Annotated in this window: 20 protein-coding genes; 8 read left to right on the top strand and 12 right to left on the bottom strand. The window is 66.3% G+C overall.

Annotated features, from left to right (window positions below):
• Window positions 1-17: 17 nt before the first annotated feature.
• The 6 genes from ccoP to CT3_RS07515 form a co-directional block, all read right to left on the bottom strand.
• Entirely contained in the window at window positions 18-932 is a 915-nt protein-coding gene (gene ccoP, locus CT3_RS07540; protein WP_066535461.1) for a cytochrome-c oxidase, cbb3-type subunit III, read from the bottom strand.
• A 26-nt stretch (window positions 933-958) separates the two neighbouring features.
• Entirely contained in the window at window positions 959-1,096 is a 138-nt protein-coding gene (locus CT3_RS07535; RefSeq protein WP_066535464.1) for a cbb3-type cytochrome oxidase subunit 3, read from the bottom strand.
• Window positions 1,097-1,108: 12 nt separating this feature from the next.
• A complete protein-coding gene (gene ccoO, locus CT3_RS07530) occupies window positions 1,109-1,732 on the bottom strand; it encodes a cytochrome-c oxidase, cbb3-type subunit II (protein ID WP_066535466.1) in 624 nt (207 codons plus the stop codon).
• 15 nt (window positions 1,733-1,747) lie between these two features.
• A complete protein-coding gene (gene ccoN, locus CT3_RS07525) occupies window positions 1,748-3,187 on the bottom strand; it encodes a cytochrome-c oxidase, cbb3-type subunit I (RefSeq protein WP_066535472.1) in 1,440 nt (479 codons plus the stop codon).
• A 63-nt stretch (window positions 3,188-3,250) separates the two neighbouring features.
• The gene (gene ccoS / locus CT3_RS07520) at window positions 3,251-3,388 is read right to left on the bottom strand and encodes a cbb3-type cytochrome oxidase assembly protein CcoS (RefSeq protein WP_066535475.1); all 138 of its coding nucleotides are present in this window, start codon (window positions 3,386-3,388) and stop codon (window positions 3,251-3,253) included.
• A complete protein-coding gene (locus tag CT3_RS07515) occupies window positions 3,388-5,832 on the bottom strand; it encodes a heavy metal translocating P-type ATPase (protein ID WP_083520391.1) in 2,445 nt (814 codons plus the stop codon). Before CT3_RS07515 ends, ccoS begins: the two co-directional genes overlap by 1 nt.
• Window positions 5,833-5,940: 108 nt before the next feature.
• Between CT3_RS07515 and CT3_RS07510 the strand changes: the two genes are divergently transcribed.
• Window positions 5,941-6,384 (top strand): universal stress protein, encoded by a 444-nt coding sequence (locus CT3_RS07510; RefSeq protein ID WP_066535476.1) that lies wholly within the window; start codon window positions 5,941-5,943, stop codon window positions 6,382-6,384.
• A 176-nt stretch (window positions 6,385-6,560) separates the two neighbouring features.
• Here CT3_RS07510 and CT3_RS07505 read toward each other — a convergent pair whose 3' ends face one another.
• The 4 genes from CT3_RS07505 to lgt all read right to left on the bottom strand — a co-directional run bounded on the left by CT3_RS07505 (window position 6,561) and on the right by lgt (window position 10,882).
• On the bottom strand, window positions 6,561-7,340 hold the full coding sequence (locus tag CT3_RS07505) for an enoyl-CoA hydratase/isomerase family protein (protein ID WP_066535479.1): 780 nt from the start codon (window positions 7,338-7,340) through the stop codon (window positions 6,561-6,563).
• An 18-nt stretch (window positions 7,341-7,358) separates the two neighbouring features.
• Window positions 7,359-8,378, bottom strand: a complete 1,020-nt coding sequence (locus CT3_RS07500) for a Bug family tripartite tricarboxylate transporter substrate binding protein (RefSeq protein WP_066535488.1) — start codon at window positions 8,376-8,378, stop codon at window positions 7,359-7,361.
• A gap of 15 nt (window positions 8,379-8,393) precedes the next feature.
• The gene (locus tag CT3_RS07495; RefSeq protein WP_066535490.1) at window positions 8,394-9,827 is read right to left on the bottom strand and encodes a malonyl-CoA decarboxylase; all 1,434 of its coding nucleotides are present in this window, start codon (window positions 9,825-9,827) and stop codon (window positions 8,394-8,396) included.
• Between the two features lie 221 nt (window positions 9,828-10,048).
• Window positions 10,049-10,882 carry a prolipoprotein diacylglyceryl transferase gene (gene lgt / locus CT3_RS07490; protein ID WP_066535493.1) on the bottom strand — a complete coding sequence of 278 codons (834 nt, stop codon included), beginning with the start codon at window positions 10,880-10,882 and terminating at the stop codon, window positions 10,049-10,051.
• 153 nt (window positions 10,883-11,035) lie between these two features.
• Here lgt and CT3_RS07485 point away from each other — a divergent pair, with 153 nt between their 5' ends.
• The 3 genes from CT3_RS07485 to bfr all read left to right on the top strand — a co-directional run bounded on the left by CT3_RS07485 (window position 11,036) and on the right by bfr (window position 14,047).
• On the top strand, window positions 11,036-12,067 hold the full coding sequence (locus CT3_RS07485; protein ID WP_066535495.1) for a GlxA family transcriptional regulator: 1,032 nt from the start codon (window positions 11,036-11,038) through the stop codon (window positions 12,065-12,067).
• A 101-nt stretch (window positions 12,068-12,168) separates the two neighbouring features.
• On the top strand, window positions 12,169-13,404 hold the full coding sequence (locus CT3_RS07480) for an MFS transporter (protein WP_066535497.1): 1,236 nt from the start codon (window positions 12,169-12,171) through the stop codon (window positions 13,402-13,404).
• A 166-nt stretch (window positions 13,405-13,570) separates the two neighbouring features.
• Window positions 13,571-14,047 (top strand): bacterioferritin, encoded by a 477-nt coding sequence (gene bfr, locus CT3_RS07475; RefSeq protein ID WP_066535499.1) that lies wholly within the window; start codon window positions 13,571-13,573, stop codon window positions 14,045-14,047.
• A 150-nt stretch (window positions 14,048-14,197) separates the two neighbouring features.
• On the opposite strand, the gene CT3_RS07470 is transcribed toward bfr, so the two are convergent.
• Window positions 14,198-15,220 carry a Bug family tripartite tricarboxylate transporter substrate binding protein gene (locus CT3_RS07470; RefSeq protein WP_227657869.1) on the bottom strand — a complete coding sequence of 341 codons (1,023 nt, stop codon included), beginning with the start codon at window positions 15,218-15,220 and terminating at the stop codon, window positions 14,198-14,200.
• Between the two features lie 829 nt (window positions 15,221-16,049).
• On the opposite strand from CT3_RS07470, the gene CT3_RS07465 reads away from it, so the two are divergent.
• The 4 genes from CT3_RS07465 to CT3_RS07450 are packed head-to-tail and all read left to right on the top strand — an operon-like array spanning window position 16,050 to window position 25,336.
• Window positions 16,050-17,351, top strand: coding sequence for an efflux RND transporter periplasmic adaptor subunit (locus CT3_RS07465; RefSeq protein ID WP_486816611.1), 1,302 nt, complete (start codon window positions 16,050-16,052; stop codon window positions 17,349-17,351).
• A 60-nt stretch (window positions 17,352-17,411) separates the two neighbouring features.
• Window positions 17,412-20,606: a multidrug efflux RND transporter permease subunit gene (locus CT3_RS07460; RefSeq protein ID WP_066535503.1), complete on the top strand. Its 3,195-nt coding sequence runs from the start codon at window positions 17,412-17,414 to the stop codon at window positions 20,604-20,606.
• A gap of 60 nt (window positions 20,607-20,666) precedes the next feature.
• A complete protein-coding gene (locus CT3_RS07455; RefSeq protein ID WP_066536194.1) occupies window positions 20,667-23,828 on the top strand; it encodes a multidrug efflux RND transporter permease subunit in 3,162 nt (1,053 codons plus the stop codon).
• Between the two features lie 38 nt (window positions 23,829-23,866).
• Window positions 23,867-25,336: an efflux transporter outer membrane subunit gene (locus tag CT3_RS07450; protein ID WP_066535505.1), complete on the top strand. Its 1,470-nt coding sequence runs from the start codon at window positions 23,867-23,869 to the stop codon at window positions 25,334-25,336.
• A gap of 48 nt (window positions 25,337-25,384) precedes the next feature.
• Here the strand turns inward: CT3_RS07450 and CT3_RS07445 are convergent, their stop codons facing one another.
• Window positions 25,385-26,644, bottom strand: a complete 1,260-nt coding sequence (locus CT3_RS07445; protein WP_066535508.1) for an NRAMP family divalent metal transporter — start codon at window positions 26,642-26,644, stop codon at window positions 25,385-25,387.
• Between the last annotated feature and the right edge of the window lie 191 nt (window positions 26,645-26,835).

Genomic DNA, 26,835 nt, shown 5'->3' with positions numbered 1-26,835 from the left:
GCCTCGTTCATCGAGGATCAGTTTGCCGATCCCTGTTTGTGCGAGAAATTCCACACATAGGCGGTCAACACATTGATCTGGGCCGGTGTCAGCTTGCCTTCCTGGGCAGGCATCTGGTTCATCTTGCCGTTGGTGACCATGTCCACAATGGCTTGTTCACCCCAGCCATGCAGCCAGACATCGTCGGTCAGGTTGGGCGCACCCAGCATGGTGTTGCCCTTGCCGTCCATGCCGTGGCAGGCTGCGCAGGTGGTGAACTTGGACTTGCCCAGCGAAGCCTTCACGGAATCGTGGGGGCTGCCCGACAGGCTCAGCACATAGTGGGCCAGGTTGCGCACGTCTTCCGGTGAACCCACCGCCTCGGCCTGCGGCGGCATCATGCCGATACGGCCCTTGGCAATGGTCTCGTGGATGCGGTCGGGGGTACCGCCATGCAGCCAGTCGCCATCGGTAAGGTTGGGGAAGGACTTGCCGCCGCGTGCGTCAGAGCCGTGGCACTGGGCGCAGTTGTTCATGAACAGGCGCTCGCCAATGGCCATGGCCTGGCTGTCCTTGGCAATGTCCTCGGTCGACATGGCCGTGAAGCGCGCATACAGCGGCTCCAGATCGGCCTTGGCCTTCTCGACTTCCTTGTCATAGGCGCCGGTCTGGCTCCATTGCAGCTTGCCGGTGTACGAACCCAGGCCGGGGTACATCGCCAGGTACATCAGGCTGAAGACCACGGTGATGATGAACAGCCACATCCACCAACGGGGCATGGGGTTGTTCAGCTCACGCAGGTCTTCGTCCCAGACGTGGCCGGTGGTGTTGTCTTCGTCCGACACCACCTTCTTACGGGCCGTGACAAACAGCAGGATCAGGCAGGCCAGGATGCCCACCATGGTGATGCCTGAGACGTATACCGACCAGAAATTGTTTACGAAATCGCTCATGGGATGTTCTCGTTCTGGTGGAGAAATCAGTCTTGATCAAATGGCAGCATGGCCGCCTCTTCGAATCGGGTCTGGTTGCGGCGGGCATAAGCCCACCACCAGATGCCCACGAAACACGCCAGCGATGCCAGCGTGGCCACGATGCGCATGGTGGTGATATCCATGACCCTCTCCCCTTACTTCAGTGCGGTGCCCAGACCTTGCAGGTAGGCGATCACAGCCTCCATCTCGGTCTTGCCCTTGACTTGTTCCTCGGCACCAGCGATTTCCTCGTCGGTGTAAGGCACGCCCACATTGCGCAGTGCGCTCATGCGCTGTGCCACCACGGTGTGGTCCACCGCGCTGGTGGCCAGCCACGAGTACGCAGGCATGTTGGACTCGGGCACCACGTCACGCGGGTTGTTCAAGTGGATGCGATGCCATTCATCGCTGTACTTGCCGCCCACGCGGTGCAGGTCGGGACCGGTACGCTTGGAGCCCCACTGGAAGGGGTGGTCGTACACGAACTCGCCTGCCACCGAGTAGTGGCCGTAGCGCATGGTTTCAGCGCGGAAGGGGCGGATCATCTGCGAGTGGCAGTTGTAGCAACCTTCGCGCAGATAGACGTCGCGGCCCATCAGCTGCAGCGGCGCATAAGGCTTGACGCCTTGCACGGCTTCCGTCGTGGACTTCTGGAAGAACAGCGGCACGATTTCCACCAGGCCACCCACCGCCACCACCAACAGGATCAGGACGATCATGAGGAAGTTGCTGGTTTCCACCTTCTCGTGGGAAAAGCCCTTGTTATTAGATGCAGACATATTGGCTCCTCAAGATCAGGCGTGTGCGGGGTTCACGGCCACCACGGGCACCTTGACGGCTCGGCCCGAGATTGCAGTCATCCAGACGTTCCATGCCATCACCAGCATGCCGGCCAGGTACAGCAGACCACCCACCACACGGATCACGTAGAAGGGATAGGTCGCCTTCACGCTTTCCACGAAGGTGTAGGTCAGGGTGCCGTCGGGATTGACAGCGCGCCACATCAGACCTTGCATCACACCGGCAATCCACATCGCAGCGATGTACAGCACGATGCCGATGGTGGCCATCCAGAAGTGCAGCTCGATGGCAGGCACGGAGTGCATCTTTTCGCGGCCGAACAGGCGCGGCACCAGGTAGTACAGCGAGCCCATGGTGATCAGCCCCACCCAGCCCAGGGCACCGGAGTGCACGTGGCCCACGGTCCAGTCGGTGTAATGCGACAGGGCATTCACGGTCTTGATGGCCATCATCGGGCCCTCGAAGGTGGACATGCCGTAGAACGACAGGGACACGATCAGGAAGCGCAGGATGGGGTCGTCACGCAGCTTGTGCCAGGCGCCCGACAGGGTCATCACACCGTTGATCATGCCGCCCCAGCTGGGAGCCAGCAGGATCAGCGAGAACAGCATGCCCACGGACTGGGTCCAGTCCGGCAGCGCGGTGTAGTGCAGATGGTGAGGACCCGCCCACATGTAGGTGAAGATCAGGGCCCAGAAGTGCACGATCGACAGGCGATACGAGTACACGGGACGACCTGCCTGCTTGGGCACGAAGTAGTACATCATGCCCAGGAAACCTGCGGTCAGGAAGAAGCCCACGGCATTGTGGCCGTACCACCATTGCACCATGGCGTCTTGCACACCGGCGTACGCCGAGTAGCTCTTGAGCAGGCCGGCCGGGATGGCGGCGCTGTTCACGATGTGCAGCAAGGCCACGGCGATGATGAAGGCGCCGAAGAACCAGTTGGCCACATAGATGTGCTTGACCTTGCGGATGCCGATGGTGCCAAAAAACACCACGGCGTAGGCCACCCACACCACTGCGATCAGGATGTCGATGGGCCACTCCAGCTCGGCATATTCCTTGCCGGAGGTGTAGCCCAGCGGCAGCGTGATGGCGGCCAGCAAAATCACCAGCTGCCAACCCCAGAAGGTGAAGGCCGCCAGTTTGGGCAAGAAAAGCTTCGTGTGGCAGGTTCGCTGCACCACGTAGTAGCTGGTCGCAAACAGCGCACAGCCACCAAACGCAAAAATCACCGCATTGGTATGCAGTGGTCGCAAACGGCCGAAACTCAGCCAGGGAATACCGAAGTTGAGTTCGGGCCAGGCCAGCTGGGACGCGACGAGCACGCCCACTGCCATACCAACCACCCCCCATACCACGGCCATGATTGAAAACTGCCGAACAACTGTATCGTCGTAATGGACAGCATTAGTTTTTAGAGAATCCATCGGGTACCTCTTAATTAGCACTGAAAGTGTTCACCGTTTCGCGTTTTGGTGTGTTGACGATCATCAATCGTCACGAAGAATGCGCTCCCCTTCTTGCTCCACGCTCTCAAACTGACCGCGGTACACCGCCCACCACAGGGCCGCCAGAATCGCCAGCACCAGTGCTACCGAGAGAGGAATGAGTAAATACAGAATGTCCATCAACGGACTCCAAGAAGCGGGGGCGCAGCCGGCGCAGTCACAGCACGCTGTGCACTTTCAGCCGCTGCATCCGAGGTATGCAAAACAGGTAATTGCCGGGTCAGGCGCGCCGCATTGAGCACCACCAGCAGCGAGCTCAGCGCCATGCCCAGCCCGGCCAGCCAGGCCGGCATCCAGCCCATCACCGCCAGGGGAATGCTCAGCGCGTTGTAGCCGGCGGCCCACAGCAGGTTCTGGCGCACGATGCGCAGCGTCTTGCGCGCCAGCAGCGCGGTCTGGGCAATCAGACCCAGGTCATCGCCCAGCACCACAAAATCCGAGCGGGACTGCGCCAGCGGCACGGAGCGGCCAAAGGCAAAGGACACATGGGCGCCCGCCAGCACCGGGCCATCGTTCAGGCCGTCCCCCACCATGGCCACATGCCGACCCTGGGCCTGCAGCGCCCGCAGGGCATCCAGCTTGTCTTCCGGCGAGCACTCGCCTTGCACATGGGCAATGCCAGCGGCGCGCGCCATCTGCTGCACGGCCGCATCGCGGTCGCCGGAAAGCAGGTGGATCTCCATGCCCGAATGCGCCAGCGCGGCCACAGTGGCCTGCGCTTCGGGGCGCAGGCCTTCACTCAACTCCAGAAAACCCCAGGGCTGCACGGCCGCATCGCCCTGCTCGGCCGCCAGATACACGCACTGGCGGCCATCCTGGGGCTGGCCCTGGCCCGCAAACGGCCAGGACCCCAGACGCAGTGCATGCACCACGCCCTGCGGATCCTGCACCCGCGCACGCATGCCGGCGCCGGCCACTTCCTGCGCCTCCAGCAGTGTCCAGCCCGGCGCATCCACCGCCTGTTCGCGCGCCGCCTGCACCACGGCCCGCGACACCGGGTGCACCGACTGCGCGCCCACCAGGGCCGCCAGCGCCAGCACAGGTGCAGATGCCTGCCCGGCAGCGGGTTGGACCTGCAGCACGCGCATGCCGTCCTGCGTCAAGGTGCCGGTCTTGTCGAAGACCAGGGTATCGGCCTCGGCCAGGGTTTCCAGGGCCTGCAGATTGCGCACCAGCACCCCGTGGCGCGCCAGGCTGCCCGCTGCCGACAGCATGGCCACCGGCGTGGCCAAGGACAGTGCGCAGGGGCAGGTCACGATCAGAATGGCCACCGCCACCATCATGGCGTGACCCGGATCGCTGGGCCACCAGTACACGCCGGCGGCCAGTGCCGCCAGCATCACCACCACCAGGAAGGGCTTGGCCACACGGTCCGCCAGCTGTGCCAGGCGCGGCTTTTGCGAAGCCGCGCTTTCCATCAGCTCCACGATCTGGGCAAAGCGGGTCTGCGCGCCCACCATGTCGACAGCTACTTCGACCGGGCCACCCAGGTTGAAACTGCCGGCCGTCACCGTGTCGCCCACCACCTTGCGCACGGCCGTGGACTCACCGGTCAGCAGCGCTTCATCGGCATGGGTCTGGCCTTGCACCAGCTGCCCGTCGGCCGGGAAAGCCTCTCCCGCCAGCACCCGCACCACATCGCCGGCCTGCAGCCGGCGCACCGTCACCCGCTCCCAGCAGCCATCGGGCAGGCGGCGCTCCACGCTGTCGGGCAGGCGGTTCATCACCGCCTCCAATGCACCAGCCGTCTTGTCGCGCAGGCGCAGCTCCAGCCAGCGGCCGGACAGCAGGAAGAACACGAACATGGTCAGCGAGTCGTAATAGACCTCTTTGCCGAACGGGCCCGCCGGATCGAACGTGCCCATGGAGCTGACGACAAAGGTAATCAGCATGCCCAGCGCCACCGGCAGGTCCATGCTGATGCTGCGCGTGCGCAGATCGCGCCACGCACTGCGAAAGAAAGGGCCGCAGGCAAACAGCACCACGGGGATGGAGATCACCCACGAAGCCCAGCGCAGCAGGGTTTCCATCTCCAGCGTCAGATCGCCCGGCTTGGCGTCATAGGCCGGCCATGCGTACATCATCACCTGCATCATGCAAAAGCCGGCCACCAGCCAGCGCCACAGTGCACGGCGGTTTTCGGCCTGGCGCAGCTCGCGCGCATGGGCGTCGCGCGCAGGCAACACCCCATAGCCCGCTTTCTGGATGGCGGCCATCCATTGGGAAGGGCGTACCAGAGAGGGGTTCCACTGCACCTTGGCGCGGTGGGTGGAGCCGCTGACATCGGCCCGTTGCACGCCGGGCACGGTGCGCAAGGCTTCCTCGATGGTCAGCGCGCAGGTGGCGCAGTGCATGCCGCCCAGCACCACGTTCGATTCCCAGAGGGGAACCTGCAGCGGATCGGCGACGTCGGCCTGCGCAGCGGGCGCACCTGCAGGGCGCCCGAACGAGCCCCACTCCAGCGGATCATCGAGCAGGGCGATGTTGCCGGGGACCTCCAGGCGGCCTGAATCAAGCACGGTCCGCTCCATTGCCTGCGATGGATTCAGGGTTTCGTGGGACATGGTTCAAGCGTAATGGGCGCGATGATAAGCGTATTGATGTGCATCAAGACCACCCTTGGCGATCGCTCTAAGCTTTGACCTGTCCACTTGCCATTAAGGAGATAACTCATGTACGAACGCATTTTGGTGGCCACCGACGGCTCCCCCCTTTCCGACAAAGCTGTCGCCAACGCCCTGTCGCTGGCCAAGCTCTGCGGTGCCTCGCTGGTGGCCTTGAAAGTGGTTCCCCGCTATCCGCGCAGCTACCTGGAAGGCGGTGTCACCGTGGACAACGCCGAAATCAAGCGCATCGAGGCGCAGTGGGCCGAGCAGGCGCAAGCCATGCTGGACAAGGTCAAGGCCGAAGGCAAAGCCGTGGGCGTGACGGTCAAGACCAGCATTGCCAAGTCCGACCTCGTGGCCGAAGCCATCATGTCGGCAGCCACCAAGCAAAAAGCCGACCTGATCGTGATGGCCTCGCACGGCCGCAAGGGCCTCAAGCGCCTGCTGCTGGGCAGCGAGACGCAGCATGTTCTCACGCACTCGCAGATCCCCGTGCTGGTGCTGCGCTAAGGCACAGACCCCTGCTGGGTCGCTAATGCGGCCTTAATGTGACAAAGGGGCCGCATGCGGCCCCTTTGGTGCTTGTTTGTTGCTTGCTTCGTGCAGGTTGTGCGGTGCTTGCTTTGCGGCAGCAGCAGGCCGCAGCGATGTCGTCACACCCACCGCACACCGTGCACCACACCCGATCAGAACTGCGGTTTGCGTTTTTCCAGAAAGGCGTGAATGCCTTCGCGGTGTTCCGCATCATCGGCATAGGCATAGGGCTGCGCCACCGCCGGCACCCCGCCTTGGGCAAGGCTGCGCATCCCCTGCTTGTTCAGGCGCGCAGCCAGTGGGGACAAGGCCGCCACCTTCTCGGCCGTGTCCTGCACCACGGCGTCCAGCTGCTCCGCAGCCACCACCGGTCCCAGAAAACCGTGCTGCGCCATCTCGGCGGCAGAAAACACGGCCGCTTCCAGCAGCATGCGGCGCGCCACCATGCTGCCCACTTCCCGCACCACCAGCTCCAGTTCGCGGGGTGCCATCGGAAAGCCCAGCCTGGCAATCGGTGCGCCGAATTTGGCGTCCTCGGTCGCCACGCGCAGATCGCAGCAGCTGGAGATTTCCACCCCGGCCCCCATGCAGGCGCCGCGGATCGCGGCCACCACCGGCACCGGGCAGTCCAGCAAGGCCTGCAACCCGCCCCAGACCTCGCTTTCGTGGAAATGCGTCAGCTGCGCCTCGTCAAAGCGAAAGCCCGGGTACTCGGCGATATCGCCGCCAGCGCAAAAAGCCGCGCCCTCCCCTTGCACCACCAGGCAGCGCACATCGCTGCGGGCGTTCACGGCCTGTAGGGTCTCGCGCAGCGCCACCCACATGGCACGCGACATGGCATTGAGCTTGCCGGGGTGGTCGATGCCTACACGCCAGATGCCGGCATGCTGCGGCTGCGCGCTCCAGGGGCGCAGCGTGATCTGTCCTGTCATGGTGGTGCTTTCGGTATCTCAGGGCCGCGCCGCTGCGCCGGTCTCCCGCACAATGCGCGCCCAATGCTTCATCTCGTCCTGGAGAAACTGCTTGAATTCCGGGCCGTACAGCCCCGGCCAGGTGGCCCCCATGGCCCGCCACTCCTTCTGCACTGCGGGCGCCCCCGCCATGCTGCGGAACACCTCGATGGCCCGCGCCTGCACCGAAGCAGGAGTGGCTCTGGGGGCAAAAATGCCATACCAGGGCATGGACTGGAAATCGTCCAGGCCCAGCTCGTGGGCCGTGGGCACATCGGGCAGCAGCGGCGAACGCTGCGGGCCGGTGACAAACACCGCCCGCAGCCGGTCCGCCTGCAGGTGCGGCAGGGCCGACGCCAGGCCGTCCAGCATCAGCTCCACATTGCCTTGCGCCACATCCAGCATGGCCGGCCCCGAGCCCTTGTAGGGCACATGCTCGAGCAAGGCGCCGGTCTCGAGCTTGAACCATTCACCGGCCACATGGTTGGAGGTACCAATGCCGGCCGACGCATAGCGATAGCGCTGGGGCTTGCGCCGCAGCTCGGCCAGCAGCTCGGGCCAGGTACGCACATTGAGCCGGCGCGGGCTGACCAGCAGCACCAGCGGCATCTGGGCCACCAGCGCCAGCGGCGCGAAATCCTCGTACAGATCCACATCCAGCTGCAGCTGCACGGCGCGGGAGGCCAGCATGCTGACGCCACCCATCAGCAGGTGCGAACCATCGGCCGGGGCTTTGGCCACGTAGGTGGCACCGGCGGTGCCGCCGCCGCCCCCACGGTATTCCAGACGCATGGGCTGGCCCGTCTCCCGGGCGAACTGGCGCGCCATGGTCTTGCCCAGCAAAGAGGAATTGCCGCCGGCCGGAAACGGCACGGTCAACTCCACCTCCTGCTGCGGCCAGCGGCCCACAGCAGGCGGCAGCGGCGCGGTTTTTTGCGCCCACGCCGGGGCGACGGTACCGATGCCTGCGGCGCCCAGTGCTCCCAGCAGCTGTCGACGCAGGCGATCTAGCTCAGGCATGCATCCACCCCATCATCATTTACCCTTGCACAGAGATTCCATCTCGGCCGACACTGGCAGCTTGCCCTGCGCCAGCAGGGCGCGGTGCTTGTCCAGGCGCTTGAGGTCGTACAGGTAGTTGACCATCAAGCCGAACGCCTGCTTCATGCCCTTGGTCGATGGATCGCCGCCCCAGTTCAAGCGCTCCACCCGGGCGCCGTTGCCCAGGTGAAAGCGTGCCACCGGGTCCAGCGGACGGCTGTCCTTGACCTCCTTGGCCAGGTACTGCGCCGCACACCAGGCCAGGGCCTTGCGCAGCACGGTGTCTTCCTTCCACTCCAGCGCACCGTCGGCGGCGACGATCAGATCGGCCACCTTGACAGGGGCCTGCGTCTTCAGCGCCTTGGCCACTTCCTGGTGGCGCTTGTCGTCCCACTGCGCCAGCAGAGCATCGCCCTGCTTGGACAACCAACCACGCAGGCCGGGAATGGGCGAGAGCGTGGCGAAATGCTTGAGCTTGGGGAACTCCGCCAGCAAGGTCTCGACCACATGCTTGATCAGCGAATTGCCGAAGCTCACCCCACGCAGACCGGTCTGGGTGTTGCTGATGGAATAGAAGATGGCCGTGGTGGCCTTGGCCAGATCCACCGGCGCGGCCGTTTCGTCGAGCAGGGGCGTGATGCTGGCGGCCATGTGGTCCAGCAGCGCCACTTCCACAAAGATCAGCGGCTCGTTGGGCAGGCGCGGATGGAAGAAACCGTAGCAGCGGCGGTCGCTGTCCAGTCGGTTCTTCAGATCGGCCCAGCTGCGGATGTCGTGCACGGCCTCGTACTGGATCAGCTTTTCCAGCAGCGAAGCGGGCGAATCCCAGCTCAGGCGACGCAGCTCCAGAAACGCCACATCGAACCAGGTGGAGAACAGGTATTCCAGCTCGGCGTCCAGGGCGGCAAAGCGCTTGTCGCTCTTGGGCAAGGCCAGCAGCTCGGCACGCAGGTTCACCAGAAAGCGCATGCCGCCTTCGGGCACGGAAAAGCGCTGCAGCACCCGCGTGCGCGCCGACACCAGCGCCTTGCGCAGGGCAATTTCGGCCTGGCCTTGCTCGGTGGGGGTCTTGGCTTTTTCGTACTGGGCGCGGGCCGCTTCGATGCGCTGGGCATCCGGGCCAAACAGTTCACACAGCAGCAGCCACAGGTCCTGGCGCTGCGCGGCGGTGGCCTGTGCGTACCAAGCCATCACCTCTTTGGCATGGCGCGCACCTTCGACCTCGCTGACCTGCTCATCGGCCGCAGCACGCAGGTCTTCCAGCAACTTGCGCAACACATGGGGAGGATTGGCTTCGGCACCACGGCGCAGCGTGGCTTTGAGGCGCTGCGCCAGCGGGCGGACGGTGTCGGCACCTGCTTCGGTAGCCGGGGGAGATTTGCGCAGCAAGGACATGCTGCGCGAGAACCATTCGGAAGCAACGTTCATGGAGGCGATCCTGCGAGGCATTGGCTGTAGCGCACCACCGCCGCTTTTGCATGCGGGGCAATGCACGTATCCATTATGGGTGGCAGATCGGCAGCGTAGCGGTCACTTCGGAGGCAAGTCCGCAACACTACCTACGCCGCCATCACTACCACAACCATAGCATCTTACGCAGTAACAGAGCGCCCCAGAAACAAATTAGGCAACAAATTGTCGCCAAGCGGTCACAGCTTCTGCGGCAGCGGTTGGGTGCGCTCCGACCAGAGCCACAGCGCCACACCGGCCACGATCATCGGCACGCACAGCCACTGGCCCATGCTCATGCCCAGCGACAGCAGACCCAGGTAATCGTCGGGTTCGCGGAAGTACTCGGCAATGAAGCGGAAGGCGCCATAGCCCAGCAGGAACACCGCAGCCACCTGCCCCTGGCGGCGTTCCTTGCGTGCATACAGCCACAGCAGCACAAACAGCAGCAGGCCTTCCAGCAGGAACTGGTAGATCTGCGAAGGGTGGCGCGGCTGCATGGAGCCGCTTTGCGGGAACACCATGGCCCAGGCCAGATCCGGGCTGGCAAAGCGGCCCCACAGCTCGCCATTGATGAAATTGCCAAGGCGCCCGGCCGCCAGCCCTGTGGGCACGCAGGGCGCCACAAAGTCGGCCACCTGCAGCCAGTGGCGCTTGCGCGAATGGGCAAACCACAGCATGGCCCCCACCACCCCCAGCAGACCGCCGTGGAAGCTCATCCCGCCTTCCCACACCGCAAACACCTGCAGCGGGTTGGCCAGGTAAAAGCCGGGCTTGTAGAACAGGCAGTAGCCCAGACGCCCGCCCACGATCACCCCCAGAACGCCCAGAAACAGGATGTCTTCCACATCCTTGCGCGACCAAGCGGTCTCGCCCTGCATGCGGTTGAACGGCGGGTGACGCAGGCGGCGCGTGCCCAGCCACAAAAACAGCCCGAAGGCAGCCAGGTAGGTCAGGCCATACCAGTGGATGGCCAGCGGCCCCAGTTGCAGGGCCACGGGATTGATCTGGGGATACATCAGCATGGCGGCCATTGTGCCGCAGCGCTGTAACCCCACGGGCCACACCCCGCACTGCCCGGCCGCAGCAATGGCCCGATGGGAAAAAAGGCAGCGATGGGCACAGATGGCAGAAAAAGTGGGAAGCATGTCCTTGCAGCCACCGGCCAGGCACCGCACACTGCCGCCATGCCTGCCCACACCAACGCCCCGGCCCTGCCCGCTACCGACAGCCACCAGGTGCTGTGCCTGCTCTACCCGGGCGTGATGAGCCTGGATGTGACCGGCCCCATGCAGGTGTTTGCCACGGCCAACGACGAACGCGCCCGACACGGCCTGCCACCGTACTACCGGCTGGTGTTTGCGGCCCAGGCCGCCGGCCCGGTGGCCACCACGGCCGGGCTGCGGCTGCACGCCGACTGCGGCTGGCGCGATGTGCCGCTGCACCCTGCCACCACCGTGCTGGTCCCGGGTGGGGATGGTGCCGACGCGGCCGCCGCTGACCGGGCGCTGCGCGACTGGCTCTGCAATGCCGCCACGCAGGTGCAGCGCCTGGGCTCGGTCTGCTCCGGAGCGCTGGTCCTGGCCCATGCCGGCCTGCTGGACGGCGTGCACGCCACCACACACTGGCTGCGCATGGCCCAGCTGCGCCAGTGCAGCCCGGCCAGCCAGATCGACAGCGACTGCCTGCACACCTACAACCCGGCACATCCGGTCCAGTCGCGGCGTTTCACCTCGGCCGGCGTCACCGCTGGCATCGATCTGGCGCTGGCCCTGGTGGAGGCCGATCTGGGCCGCCCCCTGGCGCTGGCTGTGGCACGCCACCTGGTGATGTTCATGCGCCGCCCCGGCGGACAGGCCCAGTTCAGCCCCCTGCTGACACCCGAGACGCAGCACGCCCCCCGACTGACCCAGCTGCTGGAATGGATTCCCAGCCAGATCGCCCAGGACCTGAAGGTGGAACAGCTGGCCGCCCAGGCCTGCCTGCCGCCACGCACGCTGGCGCGCGTGTTCCAGCGCGAGCTGGGCACCACCCCCGCCCGCTATGTGGAACGCGTGCGGCTGGAAGCCGCCACCGCCCTGCTCAGCCAGCGCCAGGCCTCCGTGGCGACCGTGGCACGGCTGTGCGGCTTTGGCCACCCGGAGACGCTGCGCCGCAGCTTTCAGCGCCACCTGGCCATCAGCCCGCAGGCGTTTGCCGAACGCTTTGGTGCGGGCTGAACCCCCTTTCTTTTCACAACCCTCCCCCTTGTCGTACCGGCAGTTCCTGAACAGCCGGGCTGCCGCATCCCTGCTTTTCCCTGTTTCCGGAGATTTGTCCCATGTTGCTGCCACACCGCTACCCCACGCTGGCCGTGCTGAGCACCGCCCAGGCCCTGTACTGGAGCTGCTCCATCATCGGTATCACCCTGACCGGTCTGGTGGGCCAGCAGTTGGCCCCCTGGCCGCTGCTGGCCACCTTGCCCCTGGCCCTGCTGGTGACCGGCAGCCTGTTGACCGTGGGGCCAATGGCCCGCTGGATGGCCCGGCATGGCCCGCGCCAGGGTCTGCAGCGCGGTGCACTGCTGGGGGTGGCGGGCGGTCTGGTCTGCACCGCCAGCATCCACTGGCACAGTTTTGTGCTGCTCAACCTGGGGGTGCTGCTGGTGGGGGCCTACCAGGCATCGGCCGGCTACTACCGTTTTGCGGCATTGGAAGGCGTAGACCCGGCGCACAAAGGGCGTGCAGCCGCCTGGGTCGTGGCCGGCGGCATTGCAGCAGCCCTGCTTGCCCCCACGCTGGCCTTGCACAGCCGCCACCTGCTGGCCACGCCGCTGGCAGGCGCCTACCTGGTGCTGGCCTTGCTGGCCGCCACGGCCTGGGCGGTGCTGCAAGGGATTCCCGTCTCCCGCACATCACCCTCATCTGCTGCACCGGCGGCTGCGGCGGCTACGCTGACCGCGGCCACGCCCATGAAGCATGCAGCCATCACCTCCCGCCGTACGCTGTGGCAACGCCCCGCCATCCGCCAGGCCCTGTTGCTGACGGCGTGCGCCCACGGGCTGATGATTCTGGTGATGAATGCCACGCCGCTGGCCATGCACGGCCACGGCTATGGGCTGGAGGCTTCGGCCCACGTCATCCAGTGGCATGTGCTGGGCATGTTCGTGCCGTCGCTGTGGGCCGGCGCGGCGCTGGACCGCTGGGGAGCCCGCCGCGTGGCGGGCCTGGGCGTGGCCCTGCTGGCAGCCAGCGCCCTCTGTGCACTGACGGGCGAATCGCAGCCGCAGTACCTGGCCAGTTCCCTGCTGCTGGGTGCGGGCTGGAACCTGCTGCTGCTGGCCGGCACCACCCTGCTGACCCAGGCTTACCGGCCCGAGGAGCGTAGCGTGGCCCAGCCGATGATGGAATGGAGCAACAGCGCGGTGGCGGCGAGCATGTCGCTGGCATCGGGCGTGCTGGTGCAGAGCCTGGGCTGGCAGGCGGTCAACTGGGCCATGCTGCCGGTGCTGTGCGCCATGGCCTGGTGGCTGCGCCCTGGCGCGCTGGCCATGCCGACCGCCATGCGCACCCCGTGATCCCGTGCCTCCGCCACCCCACAGGCCTTCCGCCCCCCCAATGCGAATGCGAGTGCTTAGCGCCCGCATACAGAACGGATTTGCGTGGGAATTCTCCTGCACTGATTTGGGAAAGCCTTGCAGACGCAGGATACTTGGTCCATTACCACTCTCACAGAAGAACAATATGCAAGGCCATCCCGAAGTCATTGACTGCCTGAAAGAACTGCTGCGCGGCGAGCTGGCAGCACGCGACCAGTACTTCATCCACTCCCGCCAATACGAAGACCAGGGCTTCCTGCGCCTGTTTGCCCGCATCGGCCACGAAATGGAAGAAGAGACTGTGCATGCCGACGCCATCCTGCGCCGCATCCTGTTCCTGGGTGGCAAGCCCGACATGCGCCCCCATGCTTTCGAAGCGGGTGACACCGTGGAAGCCATGCTGCGCAAGGACCTGGCCGTCGAATACCAGGTGCGCAACAACCTGCGTGCTGCCATGGCCCTGTGCGAACGCCACGCCGACTACCAGACCCGCGATCTGCTGCTGGCCCAGCTCAAGGACACGGAAGAGGACCACGCCTACTGGCTGGAAAAGCAGCTGGGTCTGATCGAACGTGTCGGCCTGCCCAACTACCTGCAAAGCCAGATGGGCGACGTGGCCTGACGCCAGAACACTGCCGGGCCTGCGGGCCCCACCCCTGCACAAAGCTCCCGATCCGGGAGCTTTTTTTATCGCCGCAGATCCGGTTCAAGCCGCTCTGGATAGCGCGGCCGGTGCAGCATCCGCAGATGGCGCTGCACCACGGAACACCGCTTACTGGGCGGCGTCCATCACCCGTTCCTGCTGCACCAGCTTGCGCACCACGGCAGTGGTCTGCACCACCATCTGCTGCAGCTGGGCGGGCGTTCCGCCCAGAGGCTGCACACCCAACTGGGCCAGCCGGGCGCGCAAGGCGGGCTGCTGCAGTGCCGCATTGGCCGCGGCATTCAGCCGCGCCACCACCGGCCGGGGGGTGCCTGCCGGCACCACCAGACCGAACCAGGTGATGGCCAGGCTGTTGAGCTCGGGATAGCCCAGTTCGGCCAAGGTCGGCACCCGCGGCAGTGCGGGCACGCGCGCCTCGGCGGCCACCGCAAACGGCTGCAGCAGGCCGTTCTGGATATGGGGGGCAGACGACGGGTACTGGTCGCTCAGCATCTGCGTTTCCCCGCTGAGAACGCTTTGCACCACCGGCCCCATGCCTTTGTAGGGAATGTGACGCAGCTGCAGGCCCAGGTCGCGGTTGAAGGCCGCCAGAATCAGATGTCCCACCGAGCCCACGCCCGATGAGCCCACCGCCCAACGGTCGCCCTGGGCCTTGGCCATGCGCACAAAGCTGCCGAAGTCCTTGACCCCCAGTTCGGGCCGGACCGAGAACACCGACGCAATCGATGCCAGCGGCAGCACCGGCGCCAGGTCCTTGAGCGGATCGACCCGCACCTGCGGCAGCACCACCGGGTTCACCGCCAGGGTGCTGATGGAGCCCAGGCCCACGGTATAGCCGTCTGGTGCGGCACGGGCGACGGCCTCGGCCCCCACCATGCCACCCGCACCGGCCTTGTTTTCCACCACCACGCTCTGCCCCAGCGGCGCATGCATGGCTTCGGCCACCAGGCGGGCCACGATGTCGGTCGAGCCGCCCGGGGCAAACGGCACCACCAGCTTGACCGGCCGCTGCGGATAGGTCGGCTGCGCAGCCGTCTGGGCAAAAGCCCCCCCCTGCACCGCACACCCCACCATGCCCAACACCCCGGCCACCACGGCCTGGCGTCTGTTTCTGCTCCACCCACTGCTCACCACAACTCCTTGGCGCAACGCTGCGCGCAGCCCATTATCGATATCCCGCAGGTGACATATTTCCATGACAGCCCATACCCGGACTGCCGCCCATGGAAAGCCATGCGCCCTCTTCCGGACCCGGCACACCTTCCTTCCATGCACCCCGATCCTTCGGGCCGAACGATCGGCGGCGCAGCCCCGTGGCGCAGACCACCCGGGAGCCCCTGGCCGCACACAGCCGGCCGACAGGCCCACCGCCCGCCAGATGGAGGACGCCAGCATGCACAGACAAGGGTGCCTGGAATTGCGGTACGGAAAAACCGGGTGGCAGTTGCCGCCCCTTTCGGGCACCGGAAGGCAGGCGGGTCCGCAGGAGTGGACGGCCGGCAGACCGACGACCCGACCGGGGTGCGAGCGGGTGCGGACAGGCAGCCGGCGGTCTACCGGCCCCACCCGATGCCAAGCAAACCGCGCCCACCCTGCCGCGCGATACGGACCCCGGAAGCTGCAGACCCTCCAGGGCAGCAAGGCGGCGTGCTTGCCAGATACTGACGGGCGCTTCAACTGGCGTAAAGCCTGCAAAAAGACGGCGCAGCAGCGCTAGCATGGCGACACTTGTCATCTGGAGTGAATTATGCGTTTCCCCCCTGGCGTACGGTCGCGGCGCTTGCTGCCCTGGCTCGCGCTTGCTGCTGCCATCCTGTTGGCGGTCGCTGCAGCATGGTGGTGGCAGGGGCACCGCCAGACCGGGTCTGGTGGCACGGGAGCTTCCGCACCGGCAGACCCTGGCCGCAGCGGCAGCCGAGGCGGTCCGAACCGAAACGGTGCGGGAACCACCGCCCAGCCCGTGTCCGTCGGCGTCGTGGACCGGCGCGATGTGCGCGTCCTCATCAGTGCCATCGGCACCTTGAATGCCCGGGCCACCGCCGTGGTGCGAGCCAAGGTCTCGGGCGAGCTGCAAAAGCTGCACTTCAAGGAAGGCGACGAAGTCAAGGCAGGCCAGTTGCTGGCCGATATCGATCCGCGCAGCTTCCAGGCCACGCTGGGCCAGGTCCAGGGCGCATTGCAGCGCGACCAGGCCCAGCTCAAGAATGCCCAGCTGGATCTGCAGCGCTACCAGGCACTGCTCGCCCAGGATTCGATTGCCAGCCAGCAGGTCGATACCCAGGCCGCACTGGTGCGCCAGTTGCAAGGCACGGTGGCGGCAGACCAGGGACAAGTGGACGCCGCCAGACTGCAGCTCAGCTACACCAAGGTGACGGCCCCCATTGCGGGCAGGCTGGGTCTGCGCCAGGCGGATCTGGGCAATGTGGTGAACCCGTCGGACGCCAATGGACTGGTCACCATCACCCAGGTGCGGCCCATTGATGCCGTGTTTTCCATCCCCGAGGCCCATGTCAACACCCTGGCACTGCAACTGGCCCAAGGCACCGAGCTGCCGGTCGAACTGTGGGACCGTGAGCAAAAGCAGCTGCTGGGCAAAGGCCGGCTGAATGCGCTGGACAACGCCATTGACACCACCACCGGCACCGTCAAGGCCAAGGCGGCATTCGCCAATGCCGAAGGCGGCCTGTTTGCCAACCAGTTCGTCAATGTACGGCTGCAGGTCAACCGGCTGGAACAGGTGCTGACCGTGCCTGCCACGGCGGTGCAGAACAACTATGTGTATCTGGTACAGGCCGACCATACGGTCACGCAGCGCAAGATCAAGGTCGGGGTGACCGATGGCGATCGCGTCAGCGTGCAGGGAGACTTGCAGCCGGGCGACCAGGTGGTCACCGATGGCATCGACCGTCTGCGCGAAGGCGCACCCGTCACCGTGATCGCCGCCGGCAAGGTGCAGCAGGTGGACCAGGCCGTGCAGGACGCCGCCAGCCAGCCGCGCAGCATGCGCAATCTGACGCCCGCACAGCGCGAACAGGTCGTCAAGATGAGTCCCGACGAGCGCAAGGCCTTCTTCCAGAAGCTGCGCGCCGAACGGGGCAATTCCGCAAATGGCGGTGGAGGTGCCGCAGCCCCAGCCCCAGCCCCAGCCCCAGCCCCAGCCCCAGGATTGGCGCCCGCCGGCCAGCCGGGCGCCACCGCGCCAGCGGAGCCCTCCGCAGCAGGCACAGGCAATACGGCAGCCGGCGCCAGTGGTGGCCGTTGACACGGCCGTATGTGAACGGACCTGTACCAGACACACACGCCACAGGCATCTTCGGTCACCATGAACCTCTCCCGCCTCTTCATTCTGCGGCCCATTGCCACCTCGCTCCTGATGGTGGCAGTGCTGATCTCCGGCATCCTGGCCTACCGGCTGCTGCCCATCTCGGCCCTGCCGGAGGTGGACTACCCCACCATCCAGGTCACCACGCTCTACCCCGGCGCCAGCCCGGACGTGATGACATCCAATGTCACCGCGCCGCTGGAGCGCCAGTTCGGTCAGATGCCGGGGCTGGACCAGATGTCGTCCACCAGCTCCGGAGGCGCATCCGTCATCAACCTGCGCTTCTCGCTGGACATGTCCATGGATGTGGCCGAGCAACAGGTGCAGGCCGCCATCAATGCCGGGGCCAATCTGCTGCCCAGCGACCTGCCCATGCCCCCGCTCTACAGCAAGGTCAACCCGGCCGATGCGCCGGTGCTGACGCTGGCCATCACCTCGCCTTCGCTGCCGGTGATCCGCGTCAACGACCTGGTGGAAAACCGTCTGGCGCCCAAGCTATCCCAGGTCAAGGGCGTGGGTCTGGTGGCCATCGCCGGTGGGCGCCGGCCGGCCGTGCGCATCCAGGCCAATCCGACAGCCCTGGCCAGCTACGGCATGACGCTGGACGATGTGCGCACCGCCATTGCGGCGGCCAACGTCAAGGCCGCCAAGGGCGGATTTGACGGCCCCTACCGCGCCTCCACCATCGACGCCAATGACCAGCTGCAATCCGCCTCCGAGTACCGCAATCTGCTGATCGCCTTCAAGAACGGCAACCCCATTCGCCTGGCCGATGTGGCGCAGACGGTGGACGACGCCGAGAACACGCGCCTGGCCGCCTGGGCCGGCACGCCGGCACAGGGCGCCAGCGCGGCGGTGATTCTCAACATCCGCCGCCAGCCGGGGGCGAACGTGATCGACACGGTGGACGCCATCAAGGCCTTGCTGCCCCAGCTGAAGGAAACGCTGCCAGCCTCGCTGGATGTGCACATTCTCACGGACCGCACGGTCACCATCCGGGCCTCGGTGGAGGACATGCAGTGGGAACTGGCGCTATCCATCTCCCTGGTGGTGATGGTGATCTTTCTGTTCCTGCGCAGCGCCTCGGCCACGCTCATCCCCAGTGTGGCGGTGCCGCTGTCGCTGATCGGCACCTTCGGCGTGATGTACCTGGCGGGCTTTTCCATCAACAACCTCACGTTGATGGCCCTGACCATCTCCACCGGCTTTGTGGTGGACGATGCCATCGTGATGATCGAGAACATCGCCCGTTTCGTGGAAAAAGGCGAGCCACCGATGCAGGCCGCGCTCAAGGGCGCCAAGCAGATCGGTTTCACCATCATCTCGCTGACGATTTCGCTGATCGCGGTGCTGATTCCGCTGCTGTTCATGGGGGATGTGGTCGGCCGTCTGTTCCATGAATTCGCCATCACCATGGCGGTGGCCATCCTGATCTCGGCAGTGGTGTCGCTCACGCTGACCCCCATGCTGTGCGCGCGGCTGCTGCACCACCAGCCGCAGGCTGAAGCTAGCAGTGTCCCGGCGCCGGCACGCACTGCCTGGGGCCGCACGGCAGACGCCGTGGCCCGGTGGTTCGACGGCGTCATCGTCGGCTACGGGCGCTGGCTGGACTGGGTGCTGGACCACCGTGCCCTGACCTGGCTGGTCTTCCTGGCCACGCTGGCGATCACGGTGCTGCTGTACTTTGCCGTGCCCAAGGGCTTCTTTCCCGACCAGGACACAGGCACCATTGCGGCCACCACCGAAGCCGACCAGTCCATCTCGTTTGCAGCCATGGCCGAGCGCCAGCAGGCCCTGGCCGCACAGCTGCTGAAGGACCCCGCCGTGCAAAGCGTGTCCTCCTTCATCGGTGTGGATGGCAGCAACACCACGCTCAACACCGGGCGCATCCAGATCGACCTGGTGGCCCACGGCCAGCGCGACGCCATGGCCACCGTGCTGCGGCGCCTGAGCGATGCCGCCGCCCAGGTGCCCGGCATCCGCCTGTACGCCCAGCCGGTGCAGGACCTGACGATCGAAGACCGGCAGGCACGCACCCAGTACCAGCTGCTGCTGTCCTCGCCCGATATGCCCCAGCTGGAAACCAGCACCCAGGCCCTGGTGGAGCGGCTGCGCCAGTTGCCGCAGCTGCTGGATGTGGGCAGCGACCTGCAGAACCAGGGGCGCCAGGCCTATGTGGAAATTGACCGCGCCCAGGCCAGCCGGCTGGGGGTGACGGTTGCCGCCGTGGACACGGCGCTCTACAACGCCTTCGGCCAGCGGCTGATCTCCACCATCTTCACCCAGTCCAACCAGTACCGGGTGGTGCTGGAAGTGGCGCCCCAGTTCAAGCTGGGCCCGGAAGCACTGCAATCCATCCATGTGGCCTCCAGTGCCGGCAAGCCGGTGCCGCTCACCTCGGTGGCCACGGTGCGCGACCGCCCCATGGCCCTGGCCGTCAACCACGTCGGCCAGTTGCCGGCAGCCACCATTTCCTTCAATACGGCACCCGGTGTGTCGCTGGGCCATGCGGTGGAGGCTGCGCAGCAGGAAATCCAGTCCCTGCGCGCGCGCGGGCACCTGCCGCTGTCGGTGGATGCGCAGTTCCAGGGGGCGGCCCTGGCCTTCCAGGCGTCGCTGTCCAACACGCTGCTGCTGGTGCTGGCGGCCGTGGTGACCATGTACATCGTGCTGGGCGTGCTGTATGAGAGCACCATCCACCCCATCACCATCCTGTCCACCTTGCCGTCAGCGGGGGTGGGAGCACTGCTGGCCCTGCTGCTGGCCGGGCTGGACCTGGACATCATCGCCATCATTGGCATCGTGCTGCTGATCGGCATCGTCAAGAAGAACGCCATCATGATGATCGACTTCGCGCTGGAGGCCCAGCGCGAAGGCGGCATGGGCGCACGGGCCGCCATCCACCAGGCCTGTCTGCTGCGCTTCCGGCCGATTCTGATGACCACCCTGGCGGCCCTGCTGGGCGCGCTGCCGCTGATGATCGGCACCGGGGTGGGCAGCGAGCTGCGCCACCCCCTGGGGGTCACGCTGGTGGGCGGGCTGCTGCTCAGCCAGCTGCTGACGCTGTTCACCACGCCGGTGATCTACCTCACGTTCGAGGGCTGGGCCGAGCGCTGGCGCGTGCGCCATGGCCTGCCGGCGGTCCAGCACCTGCCGCGCAGCGAAGCCGATGTGCAGGAGGACGGCCATGCCTGAGCCCCTCTGCCAGCCGTTTCCGCCGTGTCGGCCGCGCCAGATGTGCGCCCGGGAGGGGACATGAGCCTGTCCACCCCCTTCATCTTCCGCCCGATTGCCACCATGCTGCTGACCATCGGCATGGCCCTGCTGGGTGGCGTGGCCTATTTCCTGCTGCCTGTGGCGCCGCTGCCGCAGGTGGACTACCCCACCATCTCGGTCACGGCCAGCCTGCCCGGGGCCGCGCCGGACACCATGGCGGCCACCGTGGCGACGCCGCTGGAGAGGGCGCTGGGATCAATTGCCGGCGTCAATGAAATGACGTCCAGCTCCAGCCTGGGCAACACCCGCATCACCCTGCAGTTCGATCTGTCGCGCACCGTGGACAGCGCCGCGCGCGACGTGCAAGCCGCCATCAACGCGGCGCGCACCCTGCTGCCTTCGGGCATGCCCAGCAACCCGACCTACCGCAAGGTCAACCCGGCCGATGCGCCCATCCTGATCCTGGCGCTGACCTCTTCCAGCCTCACCCGCGGGCAGATGTATGACGCCGCCTCCACTGTGCTGGCGCAGAAGCTCTCCCAGGTCGAGGGCGTGGGCCAGGCCAGCATCAGCGGTGGGGCCCTGCCTGCCGTGCGGGTGGAACTGGACCCGGTGCGCCTGGCGGCCAACGGCATTTCGCTGGAGCAGGTGCGCAGCGCCATCACCAGCACCAACGCCAACCGCCCCCTGGGGGCGGTGGAGCGCGAGGACCACTACTGGCAGGTGGGCACCAACGACCAGGCGTCCAAGGCGGCCGACTATGCGCCGCTGGTGCTCAGCTGGAACAATGGCTATGCCGTGCGGCTGCAGGATGTGGCAGAGGTCAGTGACTCGGTGCAGGACGTGCGCAACTTCGGCGTGGCCAACGGCAAGCCCGCCATCCTGCTGCAGATCTTCAAGCAGCCGGACGCCAACATCCTGGAAGCCGTGGACAGGGTGCGTGCCCTGCTGCCGCAGCTGCAGGCATCCATTCCGGCGGCCATCGACATGACCATCGTCTCCGACCGCACCCCCACGCTGCGGGCCTCCGTGGTGGAGGTGGAGCGCGCGCTGGCCATCTCGGTGGCCCTGGTGATCCTGGTGGTGTTCCTGTTCCTGCGCAACGGGCGGGCCACACTGATTCCCGCCGTGGCCGTGCCGGCCTCGCTGATGGGCACGTTCGGCATCATGTACCTGTGCGGCTACACGCTGGACAATCTGTCGCTGATGGCCCTGACGGTGGCCACGGGCTTTGTGGTGGACGATGCCATCGTGGTGCTGGAAAACGTGATGCGCCACATGGAGCGGGGCAAGTCGCCCTTGCAGGCGGCGCTGCAGGGTGCACGGGAAATCGGTTTCACCGTGGTCTCCATGAGCCTGTCGCTGATTGCGGTGTTTGTGCCCATTCTGTTCATGGGAGGCATCGTGGGGCGTTTCTTCCGGGAGTTCGCGGTGGTCATGTCCGCGGCGATCCTGGTGTCCATGGTGGTGTCGCTGACCACCACCCCCATGATGTGCGCGGCATTGCTGCGCACACCGGCACAGCAGGCCCGCATGCAAGCGCGCAAGGGCCAGCGCAGTGCCTGGCGGCAACGCTGGCAAGGCTTCTGGCAGCGCATCTCGGCCGCCATCGGCCGGGGCGAAACCGCGCTCACCGCCGGTTATCGCCGCACCCTGGCCTGGAGCCTGCGCCGCCAGCCCCTGGTGGTGCTGGTGCTGCTGGCGGTCATCGGGCTGAACGTCTACCTGTATGTGGCCATCGACAAGGGCTTCATGCCCCAGCAGGACACGGGGCGGGTGATGGGCTTCATCCGCGCCGACCAGTCCACCTCCTTCCAGGCCATGGAGCGGCGCATCCAGCGCTTTCTGGCCATCGTGCAGCAGGATCCGGCGGTGGAATACGTGACCGGTGTCACCGGCGGCGGCCAGCGCAATGCCGCCAACATCTTCATGTCGCTCAAGCCGCTGTCCGAGCGCAAGGTGTCCAGTGACGAGGTCATCAACCGCCTGCGCGACAAGCTCAAGAACGAACCCGGTGCACGCCTGTTCATGGTGGCGCAGCAAGATGTCCGCATCGGCGGCCGCCAGAGCATGGCCTCCTACGATTTCACGCTGCAGGCCGACGACAACGCCGAATTGCGCACCTGGGAGCCGCGCATCCGCCAGGTGCTGTCCACCCTGCCGGAGCTCACCGATGTGAACAGCGACGTGCAGGACTATGGCCTGCAGACCTCGTTGGTGATCGACCGCGACCAGGCAGCGCGCCTGGGACTGACGGTGGTGCAGATCGACAACACCCTGAACGACGCCTTCGGCCAGCGCCAGGTGGGGGTGATCTACAACCCGCTCAACCAGTACCGCGTGGTGATGGAAGCGGCCCCCCAGTTCCTGCAGAGCCCGGAGACGCTGCGCGGCTTCTTCTTCGTCAACAGCAGCGGCGAGCAGGTACCGCTGACAGCGTTTGCCCGCATCACCACCACCAACACCCCGCTGACGGTCAGCCACGAAGGCGGCACGCCGGCCAGCACCATCAGCTACAGCCTGCCACCCGGGGTCTCGCTGTCGCAGGCCAATGACGCCATCCGCCAGGCCATGGCGGACCTCGGCATGCCGGTGTCCATACGCGGCAGCTTCAGCGGCACGGCGGGCGCTTTCCAGCAAGCGCTGGCAGGGCAGCCGCTGCTGATTCTGGCGGCCATCCTCACCATCTATCTGGTGCTGGGCATCCTCTATGAAAACCTGGTCCACCCGCTGACCATCCTCTCCACCCTGCCATCGGCCGGCGTGGGCGCGCTGCTGGCGCTGATGCTGTGCAAGACCGAGTTCTCCCTGATCGCCTTCATCGGCGTGATCCTGCTGATCGGCCTGGTCAAGAAGAACGCCATCATGATGATCGACTTCGCGCTGGAGCGCGAGAAAGCCGGTCACACCACGGCCGCACAGGCCATCTACCGTGCCTGCAACCTGCGGCTGCGCCCCATTCTGATGACCACCATGGCCGCCATCTTCGGGGCGCTGCCGCTGGCGCTGGGCCGGGGTGACGGGGCTGAGCTGCGCCAGCCGCTGGGCATTGCCATTGTGGGCGGCCTGCTGGTCAGCCAGTTGCTCACGCTCTACACCACACCCGTGGTCTATGTGCTGCTGGACCGTGTGCGCACCCGCTGGCTGCGCACCTGGCAGCGCCAGGGGAATGTGACTGCCACACCCGGAACACCTGCATGATTGTCTGGACCGAAGCTATGCATCAAAAGGGCCTGCCAATGCCATGGCGCGCGCTGAATCCGTTCGCTGATCTGAAATCGCCCTGGCCCGTTGCGGCAGTCCTGGTGCTGGGGTTGACCGGCTGCTCCATGGCACCCACCTACCAACGCCCAGCGCTGGATGTGCCTGCCACCTTCAAGGAAGCCACACCCTCTGCCGCCGAATGGGGGGTGTGGCAGCCCGCCCGCCATGGCGCCACGCCAGGCGATGCTGCGGCTGCCGTGCCCACCTCCTGGTGGTCGTTGTATGGCGATGCCACGCTGAACCGGCTGCAGGAGCAGGCTGCGGCCGGCAGCCCCGGCGTGGAACAGGCCGTGGCCCGGCTGCGTGCCGCCCAGGCCGCGGTGGCCAGCAGCCGGGCCGGCCTGCTGCCGACGCTGGGCGCATCGGGCAGCGCCGGCCGGGCCCGTGCAGGCGGCAGCACGGGCAACGGTGGCAGTGCCGGCATCAACAACAGCTACTCGCTCGGTCTGAGCGCCAGCTGGGAGCTGGATCTGTGGGGGCGGCTGTCCGGCCAGGTGACGGCCGACCAGCTGAGCGCCCAGGCCAGCCAGGACGATCTGTCCGCCGCGCGCCTGTCCAGCCAGGCGACCGTGGCACAAACCTATATCGCGCTGCGCGCGGCCGAAGCCCAGATGCAGCTGCTGCAGGACAGCCTGCAGGCTTACCTGCAAAGCTGGCAGCTGACACAGAACCGCTACCGCGCAGGCGTGGCATCGTCGGCCGACGTGGCCCAGGCCGAATCACAGTACAAGAGCACCCAGGCCCAGTTGCTGGAGGCCCGGACCACACGCGCCCAGTACGAGCATGCATTGGCCGCGTTGCTGGGCCTGGCGCCCGCCCAGTTCAGCCTGCCCGTCACCGGGCAGCTGCCGGCTGCGCCGCAGGTGCCGGGCATGCTGGCCTCCACCCTGCTGGAGCAGCGCCCCGACATTGCGGCGGCGGAACGCCGCGTGGCCGCGGCCAATGCCCAGGTGGGCGTGGCGCGTTCCGCCTACTTTCCGGCGCTCACGCTGTCGGCGGCAGGCGGCTATCGCAGCAGCACGCTGTCGCACCTGCTCAGTGCCCCCAATCTGTTCTGGTCGCTGGGTCCGGCCATGGCCGTGAGCCTGTTCGACGGCGGCGCCCGCTCGGCTGCCGTGGAGTCGGCCCGCGCAGCGCTGGATCTGGCAGGTGCCAGCTACAAGCAGACCGTGCTGACGGCGCTGCAGGAGGTGGAAGACAACCTGGTGGCCGCCACCCACCTGGCCCAGGAACAGCAGGTGCAGACCGAAGCCGTGGCCGCCGCGCAAAAGGCGCTGGACGTGGCCAACAACCAGTACAAGGCAGGTACCGTGGCCTATCTGAATGTGCTGTCGGCACAGACCACGGTGTTGAGCGCACAGAACAGTCTGATCAGCGTGCAGAACCGGCGCCTGGCGGCCATCAACACCCTGCTGAAGAACGTCGCCGGGCGCTGGGAGCCATGAGCCCGGCGCGCCGCAGGCCTCCCCGTCTTCACCATCCGCGCTAGGCCATCACAGCGTGACCAGCATGGCCACCACGGTGGCCGCCATGGCCGCCGTGGCCAGCCACCCCAAGGCACGCAGGCGGTGGCCTATGGTGTGCGCGCCCATGGTGTCCCGCCGGGTGGCCAGCAGCATCATCACCACCATGATGGGCACCGCTATCACCCCGTTGAGCACCGCCGCCCAGAACAGCTCTTTCACAGGGTCTGTCGGGGTGAAGCACAGCACCACGCCGCCGAATGTGGCAAATGCGATCACCCCGTAGAAACCACGGCCCTCTCCCTGCCCCAGGCGCGCGCTCAAGGTGCCTTCCCACCGGAAGGCCTCTGCAACGGCATACGCGGCAGACCCTGCCAGCACCGGCACCGCCAGCATGCCGGTACCGATGATGCCCAGGCTGAACAGCAAAAATGTGAGGTCGCCGGCCACCGGCCGCAACGCTTCGGCGGCCTGCGCGGACGTTTCGATATGGGTGAGTCCTGCCGCATGCAAGGTGGCGGCCGTGCTCAGGATAACAAAGAAAGCGATCAGGTTCGAGAACGTCATCCCCAGGATGGTGTCGAACTTGATCCGGCGCAGATGGTGCCGGACCTCCTGCAGCGAATGCACCGGGCCGCCGCGCAGGTCTTCCATCTCCTGTGCCGCCTGCCAGAAAAACAGATAGGGGCTGATGGTGGTGCCAAAGAGCGCGACCACCATCAACAGCACTTCGTTGCTGAGCGTCAAGCGCGGATACACCACCGCGCGCAGCACGTCGCCCCAGTTCAGGGGAACGGTCAATGCCACCGCCACATAGGCGAGCAAGGCCAGCGTCAGCCATTTCAGCCCGCGCACATACAGGCGGTAAGGCAGAAACACCTGCAGCAGCAGGCACAGCATCCCGAAGCTGACGACATAGACATGGGCCGAACCACCCAGCAGAAGCCGCAATGCCTCGGCCATGGCCGCCAGATCGGCGGCAATGTTCAGGGTGTTGGCACCGACCAGCAGCGTCACGGTGGAGACCAGCACCCAGCGGGGATAGGCCTGTCCGATATTGGCCACCAGACCACGGCGCGTCACATAGCCGATGCGCGCGCTGATGATCTGGATGGCCGCCATCAGCGGCAAGGTGAAGACCATGCTCCAGAGCATGGAGAAGCCGAACTGCGCCCCGGCCTGGGAGTAGGTGGCAATACCGCTGGGGTCGTCGTCGGCAGCCCCGGTGATCAGCCCGGGCCCCAGGGATTGGAAGCTCTTGCGCAGCCGCTGTGACCAGGTCGGTTTCATAGGGCCTCTGACGAACGAAGATGGCTCTGTACAACCCGGACACCGGCATGCATGCGCTTCCAGGTCCCAGGAAGATACCTTGTTCATCCATGGTGCAGCATCCGGAGCCCCCCGGCACAGGTCGCCCGTCGGGGAACAGTACCGGGGCACGGCTTGCGCTGCGCCTTCCAGGCTCCGGGATGGCATGCCCA

The sequence above is a fragment of the Comamonas terrigena NBRC 13299 genome, from assembly GCF_006740045.1.
GTDB lineage: Bacteria > Pseudomonadota > Gammaproteobacteria > Burkholderiales > Burkholderiaceae_C > Comamonas > Comamonas terrigena.
This window is presented reverse-complemented; position numbering and strand designations above follow the sequence as displayed.

Excerpts from the sequence above, each read along its gene's own strand:
- ccoP (WP_066535461.1), bottom strand. The coding sequence starts at position 932 with ATGAGCGATTTCGTAAACAATTTCTGGTCGGTATACGTCTCAGGCATC.
- CT3_RS07535 (WP_066535464.1), bottom strand. The coding sequence starts at position 1,096 with ATGGATATCACCACCATGCGCATCGTGGCCACGCTGGCATCGCTGGCG.
- ccoO (WP_066535466.1), bottom strand. The coding sequence starts at position 1,732 with ATGTCTGCATCTAATAACAAGGGCTTTTCCCACGAGAAGGTGGAAACC.
- ccoN (WP_066535472.1), bottom strand. The coding sequence starts at position 3,187 with ATGGATTCTCTAAAAACTAATGCTGTCCATTACGACGATACAGTTGTT.
- ccoS (WP_066535475.1), bottom strand. The coding sequence starts at position 3,388 with ATGGACATTCTGTATTTACTCATTCCTCTCTCGGTAGCACTGGTGCTG.
- CT3_RS07515 (WP_083520391.1), bottom strand. The coding sequence starts at position 5,832 with ATGTCCCACGAAACCCTGAATCCATCGCAGGCAATGGAGCGGACCGTG.
- CT3_RS07510 (WP_066535476.1), top strand. The coding sequence starts at position 5,941 with ATGTACGAACGCATTTTGGTGGCCACCGACGGCTCCCCCCTTTCCGAC.
- CT3_RS07505 (WP_066535479.1), bottom strand. The coding sequence starts at position 7,340 with ATGACAGGACAGATCACGCTGCGCCCCTGGAGCGCGCAGCCGCAGCAT.
- CT3_RS07500 (WP_066535488.1), bottom strand. The coding sequence starts at position 8,378 with ATGCCTGAGCTAGATCGCCTGCGTCGACAGCTGCTGGGAGCACTGGGC.
- CT3_RS07495 (WP_066535490.1), bottom strand. The coding sequence starts at position 9,827 with ATGAACGTTGCTTCCGAATGGTTCTCGCGCAGCATGTCCTTGCTGCGC.
- lgt (WP_066535493.1), bottom strand. The coding sequence starts at position 10,882 with ATGGCCGCCATGCTGATGTATCCCCAGATCAATCCCGTGGCCCTGCAA.
- CT3_RS07485 (WP_066535495.1), top strand. The coding sequence starts at position 11,036 with ATGCCTGCCCACACCAACGCCCCGGCCCTGCCCGCTACCGACAGCCAC.
- CT3_RS07480 (WP_066535497.1), top strand. The coding sequence starts at position 12,169 with ATGTTGCTGCCACACCGCTACCCCACGCTGGCCGTGCTGAGCACCGCC.
- bfr (WP_066535499.1), top strand. The coding sequence starts at position 13,571 with ATGCAAGGCCATCCCGAAGTCATTGACTGCCTGAAAGAACTGCTGCGC.
- CT3_RS07460 (WP_066535503.1), top strand. The coding sequence starts at position 17,412 with ATGAACCTCTCCCGCCTCTTCATTCTGCGGCCCATTGCCACCTCGCTC.
- CT3_RS07455 (WP_066536194.1), top strand. The coding sequence starts at position 20,667 with ATGAGCCTGTCCACCCCCTTCATCTTCCGCCCGATTGCCACCATGCTG.
- CT3_RS07450 (WP_066535505.1), top strand. The coding sequence starts at position 23,867 with ATGCCATGGCGCGCGCTGAATCCGTTCGCTGATCTGAAATCGCCCTGG.
- CT3_RS07445 (WP_066535508.1), bottom strand. The coding sequence starts at position 26,644 with ATGAAACCGACCTGGTCACAGCGGCTGCGCAAGAGCTTCCAATCCCTG.